The organism is Bacillus sp. M6-12 (assembly GCF_002860285.1).
Taxonomy (GTDB): domain Bacteria; phylum Bacillota; class Bacilli; order Bacillales; family DSM-1321; genus Peribacillus.
Genome location: NZ_PGVF01000003.1, coordinates 117,645 through 143,289, shown reverse-complemented (window position 1 = coordinate 143,289; position 25,645 = coordinate 117,645). Strand labels below are relative to the sequence as shown.

Genomic DNA, 25,645 nt, shown 5'->3' with positions numbered 1-25,645 from the left:
TTTTCATGATATTCCCTGTAATGGCTGGTACAATTCATGCAGCTCAGGAAACTTTGAAAGCCATTCTTCAAGCAGTTGAAGTTCATGCAGGCTCCCGAGATTGTGAGGTTCTGTGGTCAATAGACGTGGCAACTGCCGACGCTTCCGTTGGGATGGTTCCTGTTTGGTCAGTTTCTTTCTAAAACGATCCAATTCACGTGTAAAAAGTTGAATCCATAAACGGGGTTGGCAGCCACCATGGTTTCGGGCCATACTTCCTGTATGGTCTTATCCATACCGGGGGCCAAATCAGTTATGACTATGCCTGGATTGGCGTATGGCCTTTTCTTTCTAATTCTTAATGCCCATTTAATTGGGAAGTGAAGTCACGCAAATTGAGGTTAGGAATTTTATAGTTAGAAATAACTAGATCGTGACAATAGCGAAAGTGAAAGATAATCGGAAAAGTACCCACGCAAAATGCATTAATCCCATATCCGGGTCTCCTCGCTAATTGCAGGTACAAGAACCTGCACCAACAAAATAGATGAAAATAAAAATCATTTTTCCTACAATAGGCGGCTAACAATATGAATCACCTGTGATTACAATTAAGTTGCGGAAAATTCAGATAATTGAACAGGAGGGTAGAAGGAGGTATGTAAGCGTTTTCTGTATGAGGGATAAGTTAAATTAATTCGGATTGAACATGAACATTAAGGAGGTATTTATAATGAAATCGATTAACCCATTGAATGTAGTTGACGGAAGCCGTATTCATTCCTTTCATATTTGGTTAATCTTCTGGCTATTTCTAGTGATTATGTTCGATGGATATGATGTTGTTATTTATGGGGCTACAGTACCCTCTCTAATTAAGGATTGGGGAATTTCCGATGTGACAGCAGGAGCAATCGGCAGTTACACGGTAATGGGTACAGCAGTCGGTGCTGTATTGTTCGGGATGCTTGCTGACAAAATGGGCCGAAAGAAAATTATCTTGTTTACTATATTCCTTTTTAGTTTTTTTACAATGTTATCCGGTTTTGCAAATGGTCCAGCCTTATTTATAACTTGTCGTGTCATTGCTGGTATCGGTTTAGGGGGAGTTATGCCCAATGTCATTGCCCTGACCACAGAATTTGCACCTAAGCATATCCGTTCTGCTCTCGTATCATTCGTATTTTGCGGCTATTCTGTCGGTGCTATTTTGGCGGCACTTACAAGCCGTTCGCTTCTGCCAACAGTTGGATGGGAGCCAATATACTGGCTCGCGGGTATTCCCCTTCTGTTCATACCCTTCATTATCAAGAGTGTACCAGAATCTGTTGGTTTTCTTATTCAAAAAGGCAAAGTGGACGAGGCGAAGCAAGTACTTGCCAGGATCGACTCCAGCATAAGCATGGAGAAGCCGCTGGAATTTGTAAATCCTACTCAGAAAGCGCCGGGTTCACCTGTTGTAAAATTGTTTGAACAAAAACGTGCATTCAGTACCATAATGTTCTGGATTTCCTGCTTTAGTGCATTCGTTTTGATTTATTCAATGAATACTTGGCTTCCGCGCCTTATGATGCAAGCTGGATATGACCTTAGTTCCAGTCTCACATTTACGGCTGTCATGCAAATTGGTGCAATCGCAGGTACCATCATTTTTGGCAGACTCGTGGATAAGTTGGGCTTTAAGAAAGTTCTGGTTCCACTGTTCTTCTGTGGTGCAATTGCCCTGTCACTTATAGGTTTCACTGATAGTACATTCATCGCGTTCGCCCTGATATCAGTAATAGGTGCCGCATCTGTGGGAGTACAGAATATGTCTAACGCTTTTGTATCCCAGTACTATCCTACTGATATGCGTTCTACTGCCCTGGGCAGTACGATGGCGTTTGGCCGTTTAGGGGGAATTGTCGCCCCAACATTTGTAGGAATTCTTTTGACGATGAGTCTTCAGCCCCAGTATAACTTCGCAGCAATTGCCAGTGCCGCTTTATTGGGTGGTTTGGCGATGATGTTCGTTCAAGAGAAGCATGCGAACTATAATGTGAATATGAGTGAACAAAAATCAGCAGAAGATGATCTGACTGCAGCTACAGCTAAGTAAAATTATTGAATCCCGAGGAGGTTATCTCTTCGGGATTTATGTCTTAAGAGAAGGGGTGGAAAGGACATGGGAAATAACCTACATCGTAGATTTACAGCGATTATTGATGTGGACATCCCAATTGAAGTGGGGATGTCGGCACAGGACTAAGAAGGATCATCTCTATTAAGGGAAGGAGACTTATCGGTCCGGGATTAAACGGAATTTTCTTGCCAGGTGGCGCTGGGTACTAAATGAACCGCTATGACGGTGTTACAGAAGCCCTTGCCCATTACACCCTTCATGCAGATGATGAAGATCATATTTACGTGGTCAATAAAGGGTGTAGGTACGGACCCAAGGATGTTATTGACCGCATTATTAATGGAGAAGAAGTTCCGGAAGGACCTTATTATTTTAAAACGGTACCCTCGTTTGAGACAGGGAGTAAAAAAAATGCTTTTCTAAATAGGAATATTTTTGTCGGTGAAGGTTTGAGGAGGCCGTCCCAAGTTCAAATCCAATTTTATCAGGTGCTATGAATCTTGTTTTTCCTTTTTCTTCTATTACAATAGAAATAAAGTGATTGCGGGCAAAGGAGGAATGATTGTTGTTTGATATAAAGAGAGTACAATTAATGAAAAAAGTAGAAAATCATTTGCGAAAGACATCTCGCCAATTGATTAAATTTGATACCGAAGAGGAGGCATTACAGTACTTGACGAATTCGTTTCGATTGGAACTGTATTGCGATTTTGTTGGTGTCGTGATGAACGAAGGGGGCAAGCTGCTGCCAAAAGCATGGAGTGGAAACGTCCCCGCTGTAACCGATTGCTTCCCTCTTTACACAGCAGCATGCTCGTCAAAACTATTGGATCATAGTGTAACCTATGAAACTGCAGATTTACCGGAACAGTGCGAACTGGCAAAACTATTGAAGAAAGCTCATGTTAACACATGGTTCACTGTCCCCCTGAAAGACGATACATATCATTTCGGCTTCTGCATCGTCGGTTTTTTTAGCTACGTGCCGCTTTTGGATATGGAAACCCATTTTGAGGAATTCGGAAAAGACATAGCAGTGGCCATGGTTATGGCGAGGCAAAAAAAATTGCAGATGAAAAAAATTGAAGGTATTGAATGGATAAGCAAAAACCTTTCACTGGATGCACCCCTGGAGCACCATATCGCAGAATTGACATACAGGGCTGGAAAAGGCACTAATGCCGATTTTGCCTGCATCTATTTATTTAGTGAAAAAGAAAATTGTTTCGTCTTCCAGCCGCCGGCTTATGGGAGGACAAAACCTGCCGGGAAAATCATGATTCAGGATAACTATATGCTGAGAGATTATTTTCCTTACCTGGAAACACCAGGCGGGAACCAATTGACAATACCCCTCCTCGCTGATCTGAAACCGATTGGAGTGCTGCATATCGAGAATAAAGGGGAGAAAGTCTTTTCGGAAGATGACTTGCGGGTGCTCGAACTATTATCCAATCACGTAGCCATTCTGCTTGAAAATGCCCGTTTATATAATAATGAGAGAGATCATAAACAACGGCTCCAGTTTCTTTTGGATTATCAGCAGGCTCTTGTGAAAGAAACTGTGGAAGTCGAAAATTTTGACGGCATTACTTTGATGCTGTGTGAGTTGTTTCAAAATTCAGTTGTGTTATTTGATAGATTTATGCGCCCATTATCTTTCTCCGAATGGGAACGTGAAGATGGTTTCATATATTCAGATAAGTTTGCTGAAACAGTAAGGGAGACGTTAAACAAGCAACAGGGTGATGGAGTTATCAATATACAGGATCCCAATAATGCTGACTTTAGCTTTTCGGTTTGGCCGGTAAATGGGGGCGGAAATCTTCTCGGTTACCTGGCTCTTCGGCAGTCGAGTGTGAAATTGGACGAGTTTGAACGGATTACGGTTGATTTAGCACGTAATATTTGCTCAATTCAGTTTATTAAGCAAAAGCTTGTTCTGGATGCAAAGGAACAAGCAAAGGACAGCTACATAAGCAAGCTGCTGATGAAAAATATCGAAGATGAAGAAAGTATTCTTCAATATGCAAACCTATTTCAATGGAACCTGTTCAGCTGTCATCGTGTGGCAGTCTTGACCATCATACTCGATGAAAGTGAAATGAAAAAGAGTAATCTTCTGGAACAACAGGCGAAAATAACCCTTGTTTGGGATTCAATAAAATCCCGTCTGCCTGAACTTAACCTTTCCTTTATTTCCGGGTCACACGGCGATACGTTCGTTCTGATAATATCTTCGGAAAAAGAAAGGGACAAACCGAAGAAGTTTTGGCAAACAATCTATGAAAAAATTCAGAAGTGGACTTCTGAAGCACCCGTACGATCCCGGGTACTAATGGGAATAGGCGGGAAAACAGCAAGTATTCGGGATTATTATGTTAGCTATCAGCAGGCCAATCAGGCATTGAACATTATAAGCAGCAGATTCCAGAACAATGGTCATGTTCTTTTTGAAGACCTCGGTTCCTATACAATTCTCCATTATCTTGATAATTCCACTGCAGTCGTTCTTTTCGTGAAAAATCAGCTGGGTCCGCTCCTGAAATATTCAGAAGGAAAAAACATAGATCTTTTTCATACGCTTCACGTATTCCTTCAAAACAATGGAAACGTAAAAAGCACGGCAGAAGAACTGTTTATCCATCGGAGTTCCCTATTGTACAGATTAGAAAGGATCGAATTGCTGCTGGAAGCGGATTTAAACGATGCAGAAGTACGGTTTAATCTGATGTTGGCATTAAAACTTTATGATATGAATGGAAGACTTCTTTAAACGACAGAGAATAGTGATGCTCTTTGTTCTGCATTGACTTGTTTCGTTAGAATATATGAAATAATGATATGTTTTTCATACACATTGTAGGTATCAATCATGTGTACTTCAACGCTATAATTTATTTACAGAATATTTATTAATTTTAGAAAGTAAGGAGCTAGAGAGATGGCAAATCAAATAATCGGTATCGTCGGTGCCGGGTCAATGGGTTCGGGAATTGCGAACCTTGCGGCAATGAATGGCTTTACGGTAATTTTACGTGACATTGAAGAACGCTATTTGGACAATGCATTAAAGCGAATAGGGCAATTCATGGATAAAAGCGTTACAAAGGGAAAGATGACGGAAGATCAAAAACTGGAAACGCTTGGGAGAATCCAAACGACGACAAACCTCGAAGACCTGAAGGACGCGGATGTTGTGATTGAAGCGGTACTGGAAGATCTTGCCCTGAAAAAAGAAGTATTCTCTGCGCTTGACAAAATCGTCCGGGAAGGCGTAATCCTTGCTACTAACACATCATCGATGTCTATCACTGAGATTGCAGCTGCTACTAAACGCCCGGAACGCGTTGCGGGGATGCATTTTTTCAATCCTGCCCAGTTAATGAAACTTGTGGAGGTAGTGCGCGGGTACAAGACAAGCGATGAAACCGTGCAAGAATTGAAAGCGCTATCTAAACAACTGAATAAAGAACCGGTCGAGGTGAAAAAGGACACCCCTGGATTCATTGTTAACCGCATCATGATCCCTCAATTTATCGAGGCGATCAAGCTGCTGCAAGAAGGAGTGGCGACAGCAGAAGATATTGATAAAGCCGTCACATTAGGCTTGAACTATCCAATGGGTCCGTTTGCGCTGCAGGACTTTGCGGGCGTGGACATCGGGTATCATGTGATGGAGTATTTCAAAGAGGAGTTCAATGATGACCATTTTGCACCGCCGCTCCTTTTGAAACAGCTGGTCAGGGCGGGCAGACATGGAAAGAAGACAGGTGCAGGGTTCTACGACTACGAATAAGATTGGGGATGAATGTGATGTACGAATTACTATTATGCGAAATCGAAAATAAAGTAGCGGTGGTCACCGTTAACCGTCCGCCCGTCAATCCATTGAATACACAGGTATTCCGTGAGCTTTCTATGTTATTTGATGAACTGGAAGCCAATGAGGATGTGCGGGCAATCGTGCTGACTGGAAGCGGGGAGAGGGCGTTCGTCGCAGGAGCCGACATCAATGAAATGGCAGGGCTGGACCTGGTGGGAATCAATAAGATGAACAAGACATCAAGGAAAGTATTCACAAAAATAGAGAATGTAACAAAACCGGTCATTGCGGCATTGAATGGAATGGCACTGGGCGGAGGATTGGAACTGGCGCTTGCCTGCGACATGCGAATAAGTTCGGATAAAGCGAAGTTTGGCTTTCCCGAGGTTGGTCTCGGCATCATACCGGGGGGCGGGGGCACACAGCGCTTGCAGAAGATTGTTGGACAGGGGGTAGCCAAGGAGCTGCTTTACTTCGGGGAAATGTTTAATGCCCAGCGTGCACTGGACTTACATATCGTCAACAAAGTGGTACCGGCTGGAGAAGTTCTGGAAGAAGCGAAGGAATGGGCAGGAAAGCTGGCACAAAAACCGCCGGTGGCGCTCCAGATGGTGAAGACTGCAGTAAATGCCGGAAGCAACACCGATCTGGAATCAGGTTTGATCATCGAGAGCACATGCTTTGCCAATGCCTTTTCAACTGAGGATAGGAAGGAAGGACTGCAGGCGTTCGTAGAAAAAAGGGAACCAGTGTATACAGGAAGATAAGGGACAAAAGTTCTATAGAGAAAGATTCCGCTTCATCTTCCATATGCTGTCACACGAATGGTATAAATTTAGGGCCAGGATTCTTTTAGACGATAAAAAGTTTGGGATTTCTGTGGGCCCCATTAATTTAAATGAGGTGAATGAATGAAGGAAATCGTTTTGTTGGAAGGTGCGCGGACACCGTTCGCTGAAATTTCAGGTTCATTCCGGGAAATAACCGCAACGGACTTAGGTGCCATTGCTGCAAAAGAAGCCATAAGAAGAGCGAAGATATCAGCAGAAGAAATTGATCAGGTTGTATTCGGAAATGTGCAGCAATCAAGTAAAGATGCCCACTTATTGGCAAGGCATGTTGGCTTAAAAGCAGGTACGCCTATTAACGTCCCCGCTTTGACGATCAACCGGCTGTGCGGTACCGGTGTCGAAGCCATTTTAACGGCCGCACGTTACATTCTAACAGGTGAGGCGAATGTCGTCCTGGCGGGTGGGTCTGAAAGCATGAGCCAGGTGCCGCATGTAATCCGTGGGATGAGATGGGGAAGTCCACTCGGTGCACCTGTCGTAGAAGACTGGGTGTGGGATGGACTCTATGACACATACGGCGAGTGCACAATGGCCGAAACCGCTGAAAACCTGGCAGCCAAATATAATATATCAAGGGAAGAGGCAGATCAGCACGCACTTTCGAGCCATGAACGAGCGCTCGCTGCAAGGGAAAGAGGATATTTAAAAGAAGAAATTGTTCCTGTCACCGTAAAAGGCAGAAAAGGGGATAAAGTCATTGAAGAGGATGAACACATTCGGCATACAAGCATGGAACAGCTCAGCAGACTGAAACCGAGATTCGTTAAGAATGGCGTCGTAACACCCGGTAATGCGAGCGGCATGGTAGATGGTGCAGCGGCAGTCATTGTAGCCTCTAGTGAGTATGCAGCTGAAAAAGGTCTAAAACCGATTGCCCGTCTTGTTTCTTGGGACGTAGTTGGCGTAGAACCGAAGTACATGGGAATCGGTCCAGTGCCGGCCATCAAAAGTGCATTGGCGAAAGCCAACTTAAACATCTCAGATCTGGACCTGATTGAAATAAATGAAGCATTCTCAGCACAGTACCTGTCATGTCAAAAAGAATTGGGCTTTGACCTGGAAATAGGCAACGTAAATGGCGGTGCAGTTGCTATCGGGCATCCCTTGGCGGCATCCGGGACAAGGCTCGTAACTGCACTGGTGTATGAGTTAAGAAGGCGTAAGAAAAAATACGGAGCGTCGGCAGTATGCATTGGCGGTGGCCAGGGAATTGCGGCGATTTGGGAAGCATTATAGAAAAAGCGATTCAAATTAGTCACGGCCGTCCTAATTCCAGGATGGCTTTTCCTACTCTCATATTTTAAAAGAAATATTGTCAAAACTATTATTCTGTGCTGTCACACAATTTATGCAGAAAGCTTGAAGCAGGCCGCATATGTTCAAGACATAATGCGTAATCCTTTTGGATGCACAGATTCAATGCGAAAAAAACAAAACGCAATTGAGATGTGCAACTGTAAATTATTATTCTTTTGTTAACAAATATAACCATGCGCTATTTCCTGCGCTTGCATGTCTAAGAAAATGAAAAGAAGTGCTTGTAATACTTATATTTCATTATTTAAGGCGACAGAAGGAAAATTAGAACCAAATAGGGGCGAGTATGTATATGAATAAGGATAAGAATTTGATGACAGTGTATGGTTTGTTGGAAAATGCCGCTTCCTCACAGAAGGAAAAAGAAGCGATCTTTGACTTAACACGACGTGTTTCTTACCGGGAGATGAAAAAGGATGTGGACATGTTCGCCGCAACTCTGTACAGCCTTGGTATACAAAAATCGGATAGGATTGCCGTGTCATTGCCTAACTGGTATGAAACAGCGGTTATATTTTTCGCTGCAGCCAAAATCGGAGCAATTCTGGTTCCTTTTAATCCTAAATACCGATCACATGAAGTGGAATACATTTTAAAAAATTCCGAGCCTAAAATTTTGATAGTATCGGAGGAATTTGATCGCAATTTTGGGTTAAATGAAGCGAAAAAAATAGTACCTTCGTTAATATCGGTAAGGTTCAGCCGTGAGGGACTCCACGCGTACGAAGACAAAGTCGATGGTCATGTTAAAGCAGCTGAAGTTGATGTTAATGACGACCTGTTTTGTATTTTGTATACTTCCGGCACAACTGGTGTTCCAAAAGGGGTTATGATTACTCACAGGGGTGTGGTACAGTCAGCACATACACTTGCTGGAGAACTTAGATGTGCGGCAGAAGACGTGTTTATTATTTCTGCACCGCTTTTCCATATTTTTGGTATGGCCTGTAATCTGCTTTGTGCTGTATCAACGGGTGCCCGCATGGTTTTACAGGAAAAATATCATCCCGTTCAAACTCTTAAATTGATCGAACAAGAAAAAGTAACCATCCAGCAGGGTGTCCCGACGATGTTCATTAAAGAATTGGAAGTTGACGATTTTGAAAGCTTTGATTTATCAACGTTGCGTGCGGGTATGGTAGGGGCGGCCCCTATTCCCCCGAGTAAGGTAATGGAAATACGCGAACGCATGGGCATTAATCTTTGCCAATCATTTGGAATAACGGAAACAGTATCTGTCACGATGACGCTTTATGATGATGATGAACTGAAAATAACGCAGACACTAGGGAAACCAATTCCCGGAGTTCAGCTTAAGATTGTCGATGAAAACCGGGTTGAACTCCCATCCGGACAAACCGGGGAAATAGCTATCAAAAGCTTCGGGACGATGAAAGGCTATTATAAAATGCCAGAACAGACTGCCCAGGTTCTCGATGCAGACGGATGGTTTTACACAGGGGATCTCGGAATTCTTGATGGAGAGGGATATCTGCATTTTGTTGGCAGGAAAAAAGAAATGATCATTAGAGGCGGTTATAATATCTATCCCCAGGAAATTGAAAGCGTGCTGATAAAACACCGTAAAATCCTTGGTGCTGCGGTCATAGGAATCCCGGATACAGTTCTTGGTGAAGTGGTATGTGCTGTTATTCAGCTAAGGAATGGTGCAGAAAGTTCAGAAGAAGAAATTAAAGAGTTTCTAAAGGACCAAATAGCGAATTATAAAATTCCGGGCAAAGTGGTGTTCATAAATGAATTTCCAACCACTGCCAGTGGAAAAATCCAAAAAATGAAACTTCGCGATCAGGTGTCCAACCAGGTCTGTGGCACAGTTTAAAATTGAAAGGAGCTATACTTAAATGATAGCTGAATACTCGTTCCAGGTAAGATGGGGTGACACGGATGCAGCGGGAATTGTGTTTTATCCAAACTTTTATAAATGGATGGATGAAGCAACCCATGAATATTTTACGGCAATTGGTTTTCCATCCTCGAAACTTTATGCAGATGAGAAAATCGGTATGCCTTTGCTGGAGGCTAATTGTAAGTTTAAAGCTCCTCTGTTGTTCGAGGATAGCGTTGTAGTAAAAAGTACTGCTGCAGATTTACAAAATAAAGTTTTCAAGTTACAGCATACTTTTTTTAGAGGAGACCAGGTAATAGCTGAAGGATATGAACTTCGCGCATGGACATCATTCAAAAGTAAACCAAAGGCCCAGCCAATACCCGATGAAATCAGGGTGAAAATGCTGCAGGGCACACTGCCTTTGAAGGGGTGAACAAATGCCTACCGAAAATACACACTTTAAGCATTTTTTAACTGCCGACTTTGTTCCTCATGAAGTATTCACACCTGAAGACTTTAATGATGAAGAAATCATGCTTGAAGAGATGACTCATAAATTCGTGATGAATAGAGTCTATCCAGCATTAGGAAGCATTGAGGACCAGGATTTTGCTGTAACGGTTCGTCTTATCAAGGAAGCAGGAGAGCTTGGCCTGATCAGTGCGGATATTCCAGAAAAAGACGGCGGGCTGGAGCTGGGCAAAATCAGTGCAAGCATCATAGCAGAAAAAATGGCATTGGGCAGGTCGTTTTCCATTACTTTTGGCGGACAAACCGGGATCGGTGCCCTGCCAATCGCCTATTTTGGAACTGAGCAGCAAAAGGCGCTATACCTGCCTAAAATTCTGTCAGGGGAGACAGTAGCTGCATATGCCTTAACAGAACCTTCATCAGGTACGGATGCTATGAGTGTTAAGACGACGGCTACATTATCCGAATGCGGGACACATTATATCCTCACTGGAGAAAAACAATGGATATCCAATTCTTCTTTCGCAGGCATCTTTATTGTTTACGCTAAAGTGAATGGACAAGAATTTACTGCATTCATCATTGAAAAACAATATAAAGGAGTATCCATTGGCCAGGAAGAAAAGAAAATGGGATTAAAGGGATCCTCCACATGTTCGCTTATCCTGGATCATGTAAAAGTCCCGGTCGATAATGTCATCGGTGAAGTTGGCAGGGGCCATGTAATAGCATTTAACATATTGAATATCGGACGCCATAAGATTTCGGCCACTTCACTGGGAACGGCAAAACGATCGATCGAGCTTGCTGTCAACTATGCCAATGAAAGGTTACAGTTTAGCCAGCCTATTTCCAGCTTTAATCTGATTAAAAATAAATTAGCGGATATGGCAATCAAAACGTATGCCAGTGAAAGTTCTGTATATAGAACAGCTGGTGCCATGCAGGACGGTTTTGAAAGCATGAAGGAAACAAACGGCTCTCTTGGAGCAACGATAGCCCGTTATGCAGTGGAGTGCTCTATTAACAAGGTAATGTCCACTGAGTTTTTGGACTTCATTGTTGATGAAGCATTGCAGATCCACGGTGGCTATGGCTATATGTCAGAATATGAAATCGAAACGCTGTATCGTGATTCCAGGGTGACCCGGATTTTTGAAGGGACGAATGAAATCAACAGAATACTTATCGCGTCTACATTGCTGAAGGCCTATGAACTGCCTGACGAGAAACGTAATGTCGATGAAGGAACTCTCCAGCAAGAGAAACAGACACTCCAGATCATGAAGAACCTTTATCATGCCGCCATAGGAGCTGTTCGGAAAAATGACTTGATGAATCTTAATCAAGAGCAAGAAACTGCCGCATTTATCGCAGACCTTGCAATCGGGATATATGCCGCAGAAAGTGCGATTTTACGAACGATGAAGGCAATACAGGTAACAGGTGAAGTGAAAAACAACCTAAAAATATGCTACACAAAAGTTTTTGTTTATGAGACATCCCAGCTGGTTGCAATGAAAGCCTTAGGCATACTAAATCACCTTGGAGACGATGAGACTTTTTCCCGTACTGCGGGACGGCTTATAATGAGCAGCCAGGAAGATACTGTTGAATTAAAAAGGTACATTGCCGACGCAATCATCGAAGCTAAAAAATATGTTTCGTAAGATTATCCAGTGATTTGCCGGATCAGAAACAGGATAATTTGAGTAATTTCTATAAGTTTTATAGGCACATTATTTTTAAGAAATCACTTTCTGATCGATCTAAAATATCGAATACTCATATGTAAATCGGATTCCCGTTTACAAAATACAGTTGAATACTAGTGTATAAAAATTCAGATAGAAGGGAATCTATTGCAAGCTACAGGGTTTGAACTGTGTGGCAACTATTAAATTCTGACTATTGACAATATTCTATTACTAAATGTACTATTTAGGTAATTAAGTTCACTATATAGACACCATCAATAATTAATGAGGAGGATTATTAAATGGCGAAAAATGAAACCATTACCAAGGAAAAGCTGGATCAATATTATGAAGGTATGAAGAAAAATCATCTTGGGCCACTCTGGTACGATTTGGGACACATGGTCACAAGGGAACCGGTTCATGATGTAGAGCCGTATCTATGGAAGTGGCAGTCTGTACGTGAGTATGTTTTGCAGGCAGGAGATTTACTTGAGCCGGGTAAAGATGCCGAACGCCGTGTTGTTTACCTCCAGAACCCTAGCTTGCTGAAGCGCGGGCTTGTCGGATACGGAACGCATACATTGTACGCTGGAATCCAGTTGTTAATGCCGGGTGAAAGCGCTCCTTCCCATCACCATTCCCAATCTGCCATTCGATTCGTCATTGAAGGGGATGGGGCCTATACGGCAGTCAATGGGGAAAAGACATATATGGAACGCGGCGATATGATTTTAACTCCTGCCTGGACATGGCATGAGCATAAGCATGAAGGAACAGAGCCAATGTTCTGGATGGACGGCCTCGACGTGGGACTGGTTAGAACGATGGCAGCTTCGTTCTTTGAACCATATGAAGAGGAAAATTACCCGTTGCAAGCGCCGGAAAATTACTCTAATAAGCAATTCTCGATGGGAGCTTTTAAGAAGATTAACGAGGAAAAACAACCGGGCTATCCTTCACCTATATTTGGCTATAAATTTGACCGAGTGAAGTATTTGCTTGATGAAATGACAGAGGCAGATAACGATCCGTACGATGGGTATGCGATTGAATACATAAACCCTACTACGGGTGGTTCCGCTGATTCCAGAATCGGTACGATGATGCAGAAATTGAAACCTGGTCAGCAGACAAAAGCTCACCGTCATGTTCACAGCGCGATTTATCATGTTCTTGAAGGAAAGGGTTACACTGTTATTGATGGACAGAAATTTGAGTGGGAGAAAGGTGACTTTTTTATCCTGCCGCCATGGAGCCGTCATGAACATGTTAATACTGGATCGGAAGATGTTTTCCTATTCTCATTCAATGATAAACCTGTCATGGAAAAATTAGAACTTGAATATCAGGAAGCCTATGAAGAAAACGGCGGACACCAGATCATTGAAAAAACTTTTGTGCCTAATGAAGCTTAGTAAGGAAGAGGGGAAACGAAATGAAAATCGCGATTTTTAATGATGACATACTAGGTATCGTAAAAGGGGACTATGTGACGGACGTATCCGAGGCTGCAGGCTGGGATTCTGCATCACCTAGAGAATCTTTTCTGCGGCTAATGGAAGATTTTGATCAGCTGAAAGGGAAAATGGAAGATGCCGCCCAATCGGGTAAATCCTATCACCTTTCTGAAGTAACTTTGAAATCTCCAGTGCCATCCACAGGTAAAATTTGGGCAGCACCGGTGAATTATTTAAATCACCAAATCGAAATGAACAAAATGTTCAATAATGCGCCACGGACAATTGAAGAATTGGCACTTTTCCTGAAGTCTCCTGAATCACTGTCAGGACCATCGGATCCTATACTATTGCCATTTGCTGACCGTCGCACAGACCATGAAGCCGAACTTGGCTATGTGATTGGCAAGAAGGCGAAAAATGTAAAGGCTTCGGAAGCAAAGGATTATATTTTTGGTTATTTTGCACTGCTTGATATTTCAATTCGCGGCAATGAAGAAAGAACATGGCGAAAATCATTTGATACCTTCACTCCGATTGGTCCGTGGATCGTAACGGCAGACGAAATTGAAAATCCCAATGACTTGGCCATGACACTATGGGTAAATGATGAAGTGAGGCAAGATGGAAGCACAAAGCACCTGATCTATGATTGTTTCAAATGTTTTGAAGTGGCCTGTAACAATATGACCCTGCAGCCAGGAGACATCATCGCGACAGGAACTCCGGAAGGCGTTGGACCAATTCAAGACGGGGACCATGTCAGGATTAAAATTGAACAGGTCGGCGAGTTTACAGTGGATGTAAAATATTCAGAGGAAGCACTGGGACAGAAGGAACTGGAGCACCAAACCCTTGAAGGATAAAAATTTTCATATCAAGCTCCGTTAATTTATGTTGAACTAAAGGCCAAATAATGATAATAAGTTCCCTCTATAAATAGCTGTTGAAAATGAACAGTTCATTCACCCGCGGTAACTGGGTTGCTTATACAAAATTAAAGCCAGCTTATTAGAGGGGATATTAATCTAATAAGCTGGCTTTATTCTGTTATCCCGAATATCCAAACTGGGACGAGATTTCAATGCTTTTTTCCAGAAGATATTCGCTAAGCTTTTGATCCGAACGGGTAGGAATGGAATCCTCGAAACCGACTATTATAACTGCACCAAGCAATTCGCGGCCATAGTCAAATACAGGGATTGCTACTGAAGCGACTGAAGGTGCGAGCGCATCCTTGGCGAATGCTATACCTTCTTTTTGAATGGAAGCAATCTCCTTTTCAAGGCGAATATACTCTTCCTTACTCATGCCGGATGATTCATTGTTCAGCCAAGCTTCTATAAAAGGCCCCTTTAAAAAAGAAGCGAAAAGCTTTCCACCGGCCGAATTGACAGGCAGAAACGTTCCAACCTGGCCACCGAGATTGAGACCTGCATGGCTATGAATCATTTTAATGATCATTGGAGCTTGATGTGTCCAGACAGCCAGGAGAGTGGTTTCTTTTGCAGCTAAATTGATCTCCTGGAGAAAGGGTGTTACTTTTCTTATAATGTCTTCCTGATTGACCGCAGCCATGCCATACTCAATCAGGGTGCTTCCTGGAGAGTAAAGGCCATTATCAGGGTCACGGTAGAGGACTCCAAGGGATATCAAGGTATTCAAGTATTTATGCAGGTTACTTTTAGTGATATTTGTACGATTATGGATATCATTGAATTTCATAGGAATCCCATGTTTCACAACTATATCAATGATAGAAAATCCTGCAAGTAGCGATTGGATCATTACAGGTGACTTTGCTTCAGACATGTAAAACCTTCCTTCTCATTCTTTTCACAACAATGTCATTCTAATATTTTATCATTTATTATTCATCATTCACATATTTTCTAAGTTACTAAAAAAAAACAGTTAATTTCTACTTTGTTCATATAGAGGAACAAAACAGTGTCCTTTACCGGATTTTTATTTTTATTATTGCTGAAGGACATACATTTTCTGCTAAAGTTAGGAGGTGCAATCTGGTATGGTAATGTTTGCATGCAAATCCCATCTTGTCATTTGTTTACAATATCTCATCGTCCCGCATATTACACCGTTAAAACCTCATTGCGTCAAACAATGCGTGCACTGTGCAAGCAGGGCGATGTATCGTTTGTCAGAATAAAATTGTAATCAAGTCATTTACCGCAATAAAGATTTGGTAGTAAAGATGCTTACTGGCTCCTAATTTCGCACAATCACTATTCTTCCAACACATACGTGATTCCAGTTCGAACTTCGCGCTTTCCTCGAAATGTTACAGCCCGGGGGAGGGACCCATCAAACTGTTGAATAGTGAGGTCAGGAAATGTAAGCGCCAAGTATATTGTGTCATGGTATAAATATGCTTAATTAAGAACGATACTTTATATGCATTTAGGGAGAGAATCATTTGGATAGTGAAAAATTGTGGACGAAGAATTTCATCATCATTTGTGCGGCAAATTTCTTTTTGTTTTTAGCCTACTATTATTTACTTGTCACAATCCCGTCAGCAGCTATGGAGAGCATGGGAACCTCAGGCATGGTGGCTGGATTGTTCACGACTGTTTTTTTAATTGCAGCCATTGTAACACGGCCCTTTATGGGGGCTTGGGTCAATCGGGCTGGAAAACGACCAATGTATATTCTGTCGATGATCGTCTATTTTCTGGCATCTTGCATGTATTCGTTTTGTGAATCAGAGGGTTCACTTCTTTTTGTGAGATTTATTCATGGAATCGGATTTGGGATGGCGACGACTATTACAGGGGCTATTGTGGCGGATATATTGCCGTATGCACGGAAAGGAGAGGGGATGGGCTATTTCGCCGTTTCTACCAATTTGGCGATGGTGGCCGGTCCCTTCCTTGGGTTAACCATTAATGGAGAATGGGGCATACAGATGATGTTTTGGTTCAGCGCCTTGTTCTCCCTTTGTGCGCTCTTGACTGGATGGTTGACTAAGGTCCCTGCTGATACTGAAAAAGAAACACGTTCACATCAGAAAAAACATTCGGTCTTCGAGAGGGCTGCTGTTCCGATAGCACTGACAGGTGCCTTTTTCGCAATTGCCTACTCAGCTATCTTATCGTTCATAGCGGTTTTTGCTACGGAACGGGGGCTTGCTGCCGAGTCAAGTTACTTTTTCGTTGTTTATGCGGTCGGTCTTTTAGTGACACGTCCATTTACAGGAAGATGGTTTGACAAATATGGCGCGAATTTCATCGTCTTCCCTGCAATTGTACTATATGCACTCGGCATGTACGTTCTTAGTATAACAAGCGGAGCGATGGTGTTTTTCATGGCAGCAGCTATGATAGGCATTGGTTGGGGGACGCTTTTTCCAAGCTTCCAGACCCTTGCACTTTATAGTACATCCCCAGGACGGCGCCCTTTGGCAAACGCCACTTTCTTTTCGGTCTTTGATCTTGGCATCGGAGTGGGATCCTTCCTTATAGGATCAATTGCAGGCCACATCAGCCTTGGCGGTCTCTATTTATACTGTGCAATTTATGTAGTTTTGGGTATTGGACTTTATTATTGGGCACAGAAACAAAGGACGATCGAAGGGATAAGGGAAATAGAACATAAGGAAGCTTAAGGGAGTGGGAACTCTCAAAGGTACAACAATTACATCTATGTGTTCCTGCCCCCGACTAGTTTCTTCCTTAAGGTGTGTCTCGTCATGAAAAACATTTCCATCTGTGTGGCAAAGAAAAAGTTGATAACCTCTACATACATAGGCAATTAATAATGCATTATTAAAGTCTATCCATAAAAACCAAGTAAATTGGACACTTCTTTAGCAGCATTGGTTATGTGTTTAATAAAATATGAATACCGATCCTCGGTAATCCGTGACGTTGGGCCAATAACGGAGATTGCAGAGGTGACGCTGCCATTAAAATCCCGAATGGGAGCTGCGATACCGACAAACCCTTCGTAAAATTGATCCCTGGATAGAGCGTACCCGGATTTTTTAATTTTTGTCAGTTCATCTTTTAAACTATCATTATCTGTAATCGTATATGGAGTATATGCATATAGATTCTTCGACAATAGCTTTTTAACCGTTTTCTCGGGCTGGAAAGCAAGGATGGCAAGTCCTTCGCTTGTGCAATGAAAAGGGCTTTTTCTTCCCATTTGCGTTAAAAGGCGGGAAGAGTCTTTACATTCAGTGCGAACGAAATAAACTACCTCATCATGTTCAAGAAGGCAGATATGGGCAGTTTCCCCTAATTGGTCCACTAATCTTTTAAGTACTGGCTGAGCTTCTATATATAAGTCCCGGTGGCTGAAGATCACCCCTCCGAGTGATAAAAGGGAGAGACCTAGCCGGTATCTATTTGTATTCGGATTCTTGGATAAGAATCCTTCGTTAACCATTGTTGTAATCAACCTATGTGCAGTGCTCTTCGGCAAATTCAAATTTTTAGCAATTTCTGTAACGCTAAGCTCATCCTGGCCTCTTTTGAACAGCCGCAAAATCCGCATCCCATTCTTTACGGAAGACAGGAACCTTGTGTCTAATTGGTTTGACATTTCAAAATCACAGTCCTAAACGCTTTTTATAACCATTATACTAGTTAAATTACTAAAAACATGAAAAAAGAAATTTTAACAATCTGAAAAAATAAGTAACTCTTTCAAAATTAGGACCTTTACTTTGCGTATCTGTTTAATATGGAATAGTGAAATGAATCGTTGCCAGGTCCTGCATATTACTTGCCATCTTTTATTTTGCAACTTTTTTTATCAAAAAGAAAGAATTGTTCCATATAGAAGAATCTGCATCTGTAGTTCTTCTTGGATGAATAAGTATAATAGCCATAGTGTTAATATTCTAAAATGGGGTGAGACACATGTCTACTTATGTTTTGGTACATGGTGCTTGGCATGGAGCATGGTGTTGGGAGAACATCGTACCTATGCTTGAAAAGAATGGACATACTGTTTATGCTGTAGATTTGCCAAGTCATGGGGCCGATAAAACACCGGCTTCTCAAGTTTCTCTTAAGAGTTATACAAATAAAGTATGTTCGGTGATCGATGAGGCAAAAGAACCTGTTATTCTTGTAGGTCATAGTATGGGTGGGATAGTTGTCTCTCAAAGCGCTGAATATCGGCCTGAAAAGGTTAAGTCTATTGTATATGTAACCGCTTTCTTATTGGAAGATGGCCAATCAATGGTGGATGTAATCCAAACAGACACATCTTCTCTTGTACCGCCTAACATGATCATATCGAATGATAACGTTCATTGCACGGTGAAAGACGAGGCGTTAATTGAGGTGTTTTATGAAGAATGTCCAACCCCTGATGCGGAAAGTTCTAAATCGAGGTTGGTAGTACAACCTCTTGAGGTGCTGTCTACTAAACTTAGCCTTACCAAAGAGCGATTTGGCCGGATTCCAAAATATTATATTGAATGTTTAAAGGATAAGGCGATCACAAATTGGTGCCAGAAAAATATGTATACATCAACTCCTTGTGAAGAGATTTTTACACTCGATACAGACCATTCACCTTTTTACTCAGCATCAGGGGAACTAGCAGATATTCTGCACTCAATTAGCCTGAAAAAGCAGGAGTTAAGCAACGTATAAGGCTGAACTAATTCGGATTATGGTAACTTTGTAACAAACATTGCTTTAGCGAATAACTTCCGCAGCATATTTACAAATAACAAAGGAAGAACAAAAGATTACCAAAGTAATTGCATAATTAATATTCTTTATTAATCTCTTAATCTCTTTATTATTGTATTATTTTTTGATGGCTGCAAATACTTCGGATTGAAAGTGGACACTTTATGGCGCAAGTCAACCTTGAGGGCGCCGTTAAGCTTCATTTCAAGTTTCCGGCAAAGAAGGGTATTGAACTTATTCGCACATAATCGATCATAAATAATAGAGTTAATAGGTAGGGAACGCTCCCTATTGCTATAAGACTGGATACCAAAAAGGGTTGCATTCCTATAAAGTTCCCGTATTTGTCTGCTTTGTGCTTTGGGAACGGAAATGAAGGTTTTGGAGGGGATTTCATGACACTGGTAAAAGTACCGGACACGTTTCATGACTTACTGAAAGAATCCGCTTTGACATTTGGAAAAAAGACAGCTTTTACAGATGGGGAGAACATCATTTCATTCGAAGATGCAAAGAGGCTGTCACTTCGTTTGGCAAAACATTTCTTAAAGATTGGATTAAAGAAGGGTGACGTTCTGGCTGTTCAGCTGCCAAACAGTCTGGAGTATGTTATAGCCCATCTCGCTGCAGCGCAGATAGGCCTTATTTTTAACGCGCTAAGCCCTAATTATCGTATGCAGGAATTAACGTATATGCTGGGCCATTGTAAGGCGAAAGCCTTTATCGTACCGGGAATATTCAAAAAACTGAATTTTGAAGACTTGGCTTATGAACTGAAAGGGAAAATGACCCATCTGGAACATATAATAGTTGCCGGAAATCCAAAACGTCCTGATAGCATCGCTTTTTCTTCCCTTCTGGAGCAGGACCCGGAGGGAATTACCGATGAAGAAATAAAGGCTAATAGGCCTGTAGTGGACGACCCTGCGATCATTTTGTTCACATCCGGTACAGAGTCCAATCCAAAAGCTGTTCTTCATACATTCCGTACATTTGTCGGTGGGAATTTGGCCAATGGAAAGGAATATCAATTATCTGAGAAGGACACCATGTTAAGCTTGACACCACTCTGCCATATGTTTTCATTTCCCATGATTATGAATTGTCTTCTTCATGGGTCTAGCCATTTTTTATGCAGCGAATATAAAGTAGAGGAAGTAACAGGGATTCTTCAAAAAGAAAATGTTACTGTTTTGTTTGCAGCCCCAGCTCATTTGATCGATATCCTTCACCATGTAAAAGACAATGAGGCACACAATACCAATCTTCGTCTTGTGATGACCGGAGGCGCGAAAATTCCGACTCAGATGGTTAAAGAATTAAGGCACGTTTTGAATTGCAAAGTCGGGGCGCAATGGGGAATGACCGAAATCAGCGCCGGAACTTTTACACGCCCTGGAGATGCCCCAGCGAAGGCTTGGGAGACAGTAGGCCGTGCCGCTCCTGCTGGCGAAGTCATTGTGCTGGATGAAGAACATAGGCCTCTTCCTGCAGGGGAAATTGGAGAAATCGCTTTTAAAGGGGGCAGCCTGTTCATTGAGTATTATGGCAACCCTGCTGCTTCAGAGGCAGCTTTCACAAAACATGGTTACTTTTTGACGGGCGACCAGGGATTTCTTGATGAAGATGGATATATCCATTTTTCTGGACGGACCAAGGACACCATAAACCGCGGCGGCTTAAAATTCCATGCAACAGAAATTGAGGAAGCATTGCAAATGCACCCAAAAATTCGCCAGGCTGCGGTAGTGAGCGTACCTGACCCACGTCTCGGAGAGCGGGCATGCGCCTTCATAACATTGAGGGACAATGAAAGCTTGGAATTTGAACAAATCAAAACATTCTTGTTAGATAAAGGTTTTGCCAAATATAAAATACCAGAATTTCTTGAAGTGCGTGCCGAACTGCCAACAACGCCTTCTGGAAAAATCTCGAAGGGACCGCTTCGTAAAGAAGCAACCACTCTATCAGAATAATAAAAATTAAATGCCGGTAAAAAGAGACTTTAAGGTTCTTTGTGCCGGCATTATTATTCTCCTCGTGAATCACGATATTCCGCATGGAAAAAATTACGATCAATCTAGCAATAATAATACTTAACTTCGAAGAAACTAGACGTAGAAGGCTCTTCCGGCATTATCATTGTTAAACTAAATCTACCTGCAATGTTCTGCCGCGTTGGAATATTTATCTGATTTGATGGGAAGCTTTAAGGTACCAAGTTTACCATCATTTCCCCAGAAATTATTTGTCTGTTTTATTTTAAATCTCTTTTTTTATTAATATATTAATTTTATTTTTTTGAAAAAATGCATTTGTCCCGCATAGAGGAACAAAAAGGTGTATCCACTATGTCTCTGTCTTTTATAGTAAATACAATAAGTCTTTTGAAAACATAACATGATAAGGAGAGTTAAAGTTATGGCACAAGTAAACAAACGGGATGTTATCGTAGTCGGCGCTGGTCCGGTAGGTCTAATCGCAGGGCTTGCGTTAAAGCAAAGAGGAATTTCATCTGTTGTAATCGAAGCGGATCCATTCGGCCGTCCCCGTCCAGGCAGCAGGGCAATATTTCTTCATAGCGCTTCCTTAAAGCATCTGGAACAAATCTCTCCGGGACTAGGATTCACATTGGGACGCAATGGAATCATCTGGCCTATTAAACGGACCCTTTACAAGGGAAAAGAAGTATATGTCAAGAACTATGGGAAAACCGATAATACAGATCCAAATAAATTGCCACATTTCACAGCACTGCATCAGGATGATATTGAAAAGCATATTTACGAAGCTTGCTTGGCAGCGGGAGTGGAATTCGTCTGGGATTCACCTGTAGAAAAACTAAACATTACCGAAGACGGTGTGACATTAACCACTAAATCCGGTGATGTATGGGGAGCGAAATACATCATCGGTGCTGACGGTGCGCGTTCTGTCGTACGCAGTGAGGCAGGGTTGGAATTTGAAGGGCCACGAACCGCAGATACATTCCTGGTTGTCGATGTAACGGAAGACCTTGAAAATCCGCTTCCGCTTGAGCGTACATTCCATTACCAACATCCTGCTATGGGGGGACGGAATGTAATGTTTGTACCGTTTAAAAACGGCTGGAGAATTGACCTGCAGCTATTGGAAGGCGACAATCTAGACGAATATACAGATGTTGAAGGCGTAAAAAAATGGCTGCCTAAAGTGATGGATAAAAAATATGCGGATCGAATAACTTGGGTATCTACTTACCGATTCCATCAGGTGGTCGCTAATAGTTTCACAGACGAAAAACGCCGTGTCCTGCTTGCCGGTGAAGCAGCCCACTTGTTTGCTCCATTTGGTGCACGTGGATTAAATTCAGGTGTTCCTGATGCAATCATTGGGGTTCAAGGGATTGAAAATGCATTGAAGGCAGGTTCGGAAGAAGAGCGGAGAGACGCGATAGATAAAGCAGCGTCAGAGCGCCGTATTGCTGCGATGTGGAACCGGGATGGGTCAACAACTGCACTTCATCATCTCCAGGGGAACTCTCCAGAGATGAATTTGAAACGAGAACTTGCAGCTTCACTGGTTTCCATAGTTCCAAGACTTGGACGTTGGCTTGATGAAGGTCCATATGGCCCGAAGTTCGGTCCACCCGAACTCACGACGAAATATTAAAAAACACTGTTTAAGCATTGAATGGAAAGGAGAGTTTTGCATGCCAGTAGCAGGATTAATCAGTGAAGAAGAATATGGGACGGATGCTCGTTCCGTGAATGAATTAATCGAGCGGCTAACAACCATTGACTGGTATACTTATGCCGGAAAAATTGATCATGCAGCCAATACAAAACTAGATCAACTTATGAGCAACTTGGGTGTAAAAGACTATGAAATACAATGGCTCTCCAAAGAGGAAGTTCCTGAGGCGGTTTCGCGTATCGCACTTGAAAAAAGTGCTCTGTGGGATGTACTAAAAGATTTGCCTGAAGAGCTAAAGAACAAAATCGACATCAACGGAAACGAAAAACTGCTGGAAGATATAGTAGACCGTGTGCCAGAATTGGTATTTCACGGCGCATATATGCAAGCCTTCCATCTTTTCGGAGATGAAAATGCAGTGAAATACCTGGTAGGACATGCAATGTATATAAGTATACTGGCATGCTCGGCCGAACTTGCAGGCGAAGAGGATATTTTTAGTCCCTTGCTGGAATTACTGGAAATGGGCCATCTGCCACTTGGGCCTAACGGGAATATATTTTATCTTCTTTAAAAAGAACGATGATGTAATCCATTTTTACAATATTTAAAAGAATAAGATGTAATCATTCGCGTTTAAACAGAACCAGATGGAGAGGCAAATCACTTTCTATTTGGAGATGATAATAAAGCTGCCCTGGAAGCATAACAGGTGCAGCTTTATTTTTTTCAGACATTAAACTCCAATTTCCGAGGTACGAAGCAACATAATTTACCCAGGCTTGATCATCTAAAGATCCAAAGAAAGAGCATGATTGGGCCTTGGCAGTTTATTAATAATCATTTCCTTTTGATTCTTGTCCTGAAAATGATCCTTTTTCCTGCATTATTAATATTTTTATGGTTTTTAGTTGTAAAATTATAACTTGTTCCACATAGCGGGACATATGGGATTGTACACCGAAATATTCCGTATTATTATTTAATTCAGAAAATAAAGATTTTTATTGAAAGGAGGATAGTTAGCGATTTTCTCCTGATAATACCCAAAATTGTATACGCTTACAATCATGGGTATATGTAGAGACGAGAATTTATTGGCTCAGAACGCGTAACTGCAAACGGTTCTCTTGCAATGCGGAATGAATTGGTCAAAACTCTTAAAATAAGGAAGGTGAATAATGATGCGTACGATTAATCCTTCACAAGTGGTTGCTAATAGTAAATTTAATCGCTTTCATTTATTAGTATATTTATGGTGTTTTTACGCAATTATGTTCGACGGCTTTGATATTGTTATGTTTGGGGTGAGCTTGCCGTGGCTCATGGAAGAATGGTCGCTTTCTCCTGTCGAGGCGGGAGCAGTTGGAAGCTATTCTTTAGTAGGAATGATGGTTGGTGCATTTATTTTTGGTCCATTGGCAGATAAACTGGGGAAGAAAAGGGCGTTAGCTATATGTATGGTATTGCTCAGCGTTTTTTCGTTAGCTTCAGGACTTGCGACTAATCCTACCATGTTTACCATTATGCGATTCTTAGCTGCACTTGGAATGGGTGGATTAATGCCTAACGTTATTTCAGTGATGACAGAGTATTCCCCAAAGAAAAATAGAGCCCTTATTGTAGCCACAATGTATTGCGGCTACTCACTCGGCGGGATATTGGCTTCTCTGATTGGCATGTATTTAATTCCAGTGACAGACTGGAGAGTAATTTATTTTATCGGGGTTATTCCGCTTTTGACTCTCCCATTCTTCCTGAAGTTTTTCCCTGAGTCAATGTCTTTTTATGTTAGTAAAAAGCAAACCAAGCAGCTTGTAAGCATCCTCAACAGAATCAATCCTGTCGGGCAATACCAGGAAACGGAAACCTATCAATATACAAGCGACCAAAAAGCGTTTAACGGATCTCCGGTTAAGAAAATGTTTGAAAATAAGCGGGCAGCCAGTACCTTTGCTTTTTGGATTGCTGTTTTCAGTTGCCTGCTGATGGTTTATGGACTTAATACATGGCTGCCAAAAATTATGCAGCAGGCTGGATACGGCCTGACTTCAAGTTTATCTTTCAATTTGGTCCTATGCGTAGGTCAAGTGGTCGGTTCTCTAATAGGAGGGTATCTGGCTGAAAAGATTGGTCATAAAAGAATTCTGGTCTCTCTATATGTATTAGGTGCTTTGTGTTTCATTTCTTTAAGTTTAACTTCCAATTTGTTCCTTTTATATATCTTGATCATGATTGGAGGAGCTTGTACAGTCGGAACCCAAAATCTTGCAAACCCATATATTTCAGAATATTACCCTCCCGAAGCCCGTTCCACAGGTGTTGGCTGGGCACTCGGTTTCGGTAGAATCGGTGCCATATTAGCTCCGACAGTGGTTGCCCTGATCCTGGCTGCGGGAATCGCTCCACAAAACGCATTTATTGCGTTTGCTGTTCCAAGTATCTTAGGAGCTCTTGCCATTTTATTCATTCAGGAAAAATACGGTAGCTTTGATAAGATAACGAAACCGGATGACGTAAAGGCACAGCTGAATACCCATGTCAATGTATAATGCGACTTATAACGACATCTAAACTAAAAAATTAAGGTAGTAACTGATTTCGAGCTCGGTATACGTCTACCAGGTCAGCTATCAACGTCTGTTCTAACAATTATGTGTGATGCGGGAAGGATGCGAGCACCTTCCCGGGATTACGCTGTAATATTTATGCGAGGAATTTGG

Annotated in this window: 20 protein-coding genes; 18 read left to right on the top strand and 2 right to left on the bottom strand. The window is 42.0% G+C overall.

Features of this window, described 5'->3' with window-relative positions; translation table 11 throughout:
* The first annotated feature begins 20 nt into the window (after positions 1-20).
* The 12 genes from CVD28_RS27905 to CVD28_RS05645 all read left to right on the top strand — a co-directional run bounded on the left by CVD28_RS27905 (position 21) and on the right by CVD28_RS05645 (position 14,438).
* A complete protein-coding gene (locus CVD28_RS27905) occupies positions 21-182 on the top strand; it encodes a hypothetical protein (RefSeq protein ID WP_180953981.1) in 162 nt (53 codons plus the stop codon).
* A gap of 530 nt (positions 183-712) precedes the next feature.
* Positions 713-2,077, top strand: coding sequence for an MFS transporter (locus CVD28_RS05695; protein ID WP_101591415.1), 1,365 nt, complete (start codon positions 713-715; stop codon positions 2,075-2,077).
* Positions 2,078-2,310: 233 nt separating this feature from the next.
* Positions 2,311-2,598, top strand: coding sequence for a DUF3237 family protein (locus CVD28_RS05690; RefSeq protein WP_101591414.1), 288 nt, complete (start codon positions 2,311-2,313; stop codon positions 2,596-2,598).
* Between the two features lie 95 nt (positions 2,599-2,693).
* Entirely contained in the window at positions 2,694-4,877 is a 2,184-nt protein-coding gene (locus CVD28_RS05685; RefSeq protein ID WP_374702506.1) for a helix-turn-helix domain-containing protein, read from the top strand.
* 168 nt (positions 4,878-5,045) lie between these two features.
* Positions 5,046-5,900 carry a 3-hydroxyacyl-CoA dehydrogenase family protein gene (locus tag CVD28_RS05680; RefSeq protein WP_101591412.1) on the top strand — a complete coding sequence of 285 codons (855 nt, stop codon included), beginning with the start codon at positions 5,046-5,048 and terminating at the stop codon, positions 5,898-5,900.
* A gap of 14 nt (positions 5,901-5,914) precedes the next feature.
* Entirely contained in the window at positions 5,915-6,694 is a 780-nt protein-coding gene (locus CVD28_RS05675) for an enoyl-CoA hydratase/isomerase family protein (protein ID WP_101591411.1), read from the top strand.
* 144 nt (positions 6,695-6,838) lie between these two features.
* Positions 6,839-8,014 carry an acetyl-CoA C-acetyltransferase gene (locus tag CVD28_RS05670; RefSeq protein WP_101591410.1) on the top strand — a complete coding sequence of 392 codons (1,176 nt, stop codon included), beginning with the start codon at positions 6,839-6,841 and terminating at the stop codon, positions 8,012-8,014.
* A gap of 373 nt (positions 8,015-8,387) precedes the next feature.
* Positions 8,388-9,935 carry a class I adenylate-forming enzyme family protein gene (locus tag CVD28_RS05665; RefSeq protein ID WP_101591409.1) on the top strand — a complete coding sequence of 516 codons (1,548 nt, stop codon included), beginning with the start codon at positions 8,388-8,390 and terminating at the stop codon, positions 9,933-9,935.
* A 22-nt stretch (positions 9,936-9,957) separates the two neighbouring features.
* Positions 9,958-10,377 (top strand): acyl-CoA thioesterase, encoded by a 420-nt coding sequence (locus tag CVD28_RS05660; protein ID WP_374702504.1) that lies wholly within the window; start codon positions 9,958-9,960, stop codon positions 10,375-10,377.
* A gap of 4 nt (positions 10,378-10,381) precedes the next feature.
* Complete coding sequence (locus CVD28_RS05655; RefSeq protein ID WP_101591408.1) at positions 10,382-12,085, top strand: acyl-CoA dehydrogenase family protein; 1,704 nt, start codon at positions 10,382-10,384, stop codon at positions 12,083-12,085.
* Between the two features lie 329 nt (positions 12,086-12,414).
* On the top strand, positions 12,415-13,530 hold the full coding sequence (locus CVD28_RS05650) for a cupin domain-containing protein (protein WP_101591407.1): 1,116 nt from the start codon (positions 12,415-12,417) through the stop codon (positions 13,528-13,530).
* Positions 13,531-13,550: 20 nt separating this feature from the next.
* On the top strand, positions 13,551-14,438 hold the full coding sequence (locus tag CVD28_RS05645) for a fumarylacetoacetate hydrolase family protein (protein ID WP_101591406.1): 888 nt from the start codon (positions 13,551-13,553) through the stop codon (positions 14,436-14,438).
* A 184-nt stretch (positions 14,439-14,622) separates the two neighbouring features.
* Here the strand turns inward: CVD28_RS05645 and CVD28_RS05640 are convergent, their stop codons facing one another.
* Positions 14,623-15,384, bottom strand: coding sequence for an IclR family transcriptional regulator (locus CVD28_RS05640; RefSeq protein ID WP_101591405.1), 762 nt, complete (start codon positions 15,382-15,384; stop codon positions 14,623-14,625).
* A gap of 640 nt (positions 15,385-16,024) precedes the next feature.
* On the opposite strand from CVD28_RS05640, the gene CVD28_RS05635 reads away from it, so the two are divergent.
* Positions 16,025-17,200 carry an MFS transporter gene (locus tag CVD28_RS05635; protein WP_257985764.1) on the top strand — a complete coding sequence of 392 codons (1,176 nt, stop codon included), beginning with the start codon at positions 16,025-16,027 and terminating at the stop codon, positions 17,198-17,200.
* Positions 17,201-17,367: 167 nt separating this feature from the next.
* Here CVD28_RS05635 and CVD28_RS05630 read toward each other — a convergent pair whose 3' ends face one another.
* Positions 17,368-18,141 (bottom strand): IclR family transcriptional regulator, encoded by a 774-nt coding sequence (locus CVD28_RS05630; protein ID WP_101591403.1) that lies wholly within the window; start codon positions 18,139-18,141, stop codon positions 17,368-17,370.
* Between the two features lie 320 nt (positions 18,142-18,461).
* Between CVD28_RS05630 and CVD28_RS05625 the strand changes: the two genes are divergently transcribed.
* The 5 genes from CVD28_RS05625 (at position 18,462) to CVD28_RS05600 (ending at position 25,474) form a co-directional block, all read left to right on the top strand.
* On the top strand, positions 18,462-19,205 hold the full coding sequence (locus CVD28_RS05625; RefSeq protein WP_101591402.1) for an alpha/beta fold hydrolase: 744 nt from the start codon (positions 18,462-18,464) through the stop codon (positions 19,203-19,205).
* A gap of 437 nt (positions 19,206-19,642) precedes the next feature.
* Positions 19,643-21,223 carry a class I adenylate-forming enzyme family protein gene (locus tag CVD28_RS05620; RefSeq protein WP_101591401.1) on the top strand — a complete coding sequence of 527 codons (1,581 nt, stop codon included), beginning with the start codon at positions 19,643-19,645 and terminating at the stop codon, positions 21,221-21,223.
* A gap of 445 nt (positions 21,224-21,668) precedes the next feature.
* Positions 21,669-22,898, top strand: coding sequence for an FAD-dependent oxidoreductase (locus CVD28_RS05615; protein WP_101591400.1), 1,230 nt, complete (start codon positions 21,669-21,671; stop codon positions 22,896-22,898).
* A gap of 40 nt (positions 22,899-22,938) precedes the next feature.
* Complete coding sequence (locus CVD28_RS05610) at positions 22,939-23,496, top strand: hypothetical protein (RefSeq protein ID WP_101591399.1); 558 nt, start codon at positions 22,939-22,941, stop codon at positions 23,494-23,496.
* Positions 23,497-24,103: 607 nt separating this feature from the next.
* On the top strand, positions 24,104-25,474 hold the full coding sequence (locus CVD28_RS05600) for an MFS transporter (RefSeq protein WP_257985763.1): 1,371 nt from the start codon (positions 24,104-24,106) through the stop codon (positions 25,472-25,474).
* The last annotated feature ends 171 nt before the right edge of the window (positions 25,475-25,645 follow it).